At 33.9% G+C, this 2,195-nt stretch carries 2 protein-coding genes; both read right to left on the bottom strand.

Annotated features, from left to right (window positions below; translation table 11 throughout):
- Positions 1-298: 298 nt before the first annotated feature.
- Positions 299-1,045: a DUF2310 family Zn-ribbon-containing protein gene (locus ACRD7B_RS22670; protein ID WP_430826956.1), complete on the bottom strand. Its 747-nt coding sequence runs from the start codon at positions 1,043-1,045 to the stop codon at positions 299-301.
- Between the two features lie 180 nt (positions 1,046-1,225).
- Positions 1,226-2,062: a hypothetical protein gene (locus tag ACRD7B_RS22675; protein ID WP_430826957.1), complete on the bottom strand. Its 837-nt coding sequence runs from the start codon at positions 2,060-2,062 to the stop codon at positions 1,226-1,228.
- Positions 2,063-2,195: the final 133 nt, after the last annotated feature.

Raw genomic sequence — 2,195 nt, forward strand, 5'->3', positions numbered from 1 at the left:
CCAGGAAAAATGGCTAAGTCATATTGCTAATTGTTTTTGGCGTTCTTCTGAAAACCTGCTTTCTAAAATTATGAACTTAAAATAGGCTATTAACGATTGCGGTATGAAACGTAAGGGATTTAATGCACTTCAGTATCAAACCGATAAGTAGCCAAAACTACGTTTTGACACCGAAATTTAAAACATTTTACAAAACCGCCAAAACGTAGTTTTGGCGGGGCTGATTAAATGCTCTAAAGTTTTGTAAGCCACTGTCTCCCTTATGTTTTATGACCGCGTGTTAGCACCAGTTGTTTCTTTATTTGTCGTCATAACCAAATATTGTATTACAAGCCTTACAAATTTTAGAAGGTCGTTTCAGCCCAGAATCAGAACCGCCTTGTCCGCAGACCAAACAAGGATGATTATTATCTGGTTCTTCAACAAAGTAACTTATGTAAACTGGTATTTGGAAGAAGTCAGAAAGTTGTTTTCTTATTTTCTCTCCTTCCAAATTTAGTTTCCCCTTTTTATAATTAGTAAGTTCTTTGAAAGCTTCTTTTTCAAATAGTCCACTTTCCAACCAGTTCAAATAAACTCTTTCGTGTTTTGTCTGCCAATCTTCAAGTTTAATTTCGAGTGGCACTTTTGAGTATGAAATTTGTCCGAAACAATTACTACAAGTCAACTCGTCTGTAAATTGTAAAGAACGTCCCTGCAAAATATAAAAGTCAGACTTTTTACACGCACAGTTGATTACATTATCCACTTCTATAATAACGTCTCGTTCTTTGATTGTTTTAGGTTCGGCAGAAAGCAGCTTATCAAATTTAGTTTGCCAAAACTCTTTTATTTCTGTGTTCTTACTCCAGTTTTTGAATGAATTGTTGTCACGAAAAATTACAATCAACTCTAAAGAGTTTTTATCTCGCCTTAATTCTCGTGGCTCTGAAAAAATCAAATTTTGTCTATATAGCGAACCTGACAAACTAATAAACTCTTCACCTGTCGCTTTAGGGTCGGCTAAGATAAAAATAATTTTTGCTGGTATTGGGCTGTCTGTCATTTTGTAAATATTTTTCGTCTGTGTCTTGCTCAATTGGTGCTAACGTTGGTGCTATGAATAGTTTGGCACTTTGCAGCAGCTCCATTCAAATCTGAACCAAACATAATTAAAAGCTCAAACTTACGCAAATCACTGACTGCCAAATTATTTATGAGCACGTGTTACCTGCCGTTTTTAATACTATTCTGTAGGATATTTCCCAACAGCTTCCACTCCATTATCAGAGAACTTTAAAATCTCAGTTGTAATAGGATATCCAGATTTCTTGAATTCATCCACAACAACTGAACCTATTCTAGCTGAGAAAAAGTCAAAGTCCTTTTCAGAAAATATGTAGCAGAAATCACGAACGGGAAGAACTGCATAATAGGGGAATCCTATATCATCCTTTATTTTGTCATTCATCGTGGGAGCAAATAACAAAGCACCTTTAAGTGTCACATGTTCAGCATTTATTAAGCCAAGTTTTCGGTTCTCAATAATTTCAAAAGTAATTTCAGTATCTGAAAGTAACCTATCAGCATTTTCGTTAGCTTGATTTTCTAATTCAATATCTGAGATTTTCCATTTTTCTAAATTGGAATTACTAATCCAGGAGAATTGATTATTTCCACTATATACATATGTTTTACTAATCTCCTCTGTTACTTCTGCATGAATGAAATCATGAAACTCCATATCATTTGACACTATAGAAACATAAATACTGTCTTTTGCCTCTTGCCAATCAGGGATTCCAACAGTATAGGTTTCTAAAGTCTTAACAAAATCAGTTATTGCACTTGTATCTTTATCTCTTTCGAAATCTCGACGTAAATTATATAGGCTAATCTCCAAATTTATTTCGTTTGTTTTAATATGAATCAAGCCAGTATTATCAATAGAATCTATTTTTAAACCTATTGTTTCAATCTGACGAGAAAATTCATTCAACACAAAATCCTCAGATTTTTTTGATTTACATCCAACCAATCCAAATAACATTCCACTAATAATTAATAGGTAATCAAATCTCATAATTCTAAATTTTGCACCATCTTCTAAGTAATGGCAGGTAACGGCCGGCTGTATGCAGCGTAGCCATAATTGCGTTACTGGTATCTTTTAATTAGCTGCTTAAGTTCTTGCGAGCATCTACACTAACTAAAAG

The organism is Carboxylicivirga fragile (genome assembly GCF_050589805.1).
Taxonomy (GTDB): domain Bacteria; phylum Bacteroidota; class Bacteroidia; order Bacteroidales; family Marinilabiliaceae; genus Carboxylicivirga; species Carboxylicivirga fragile.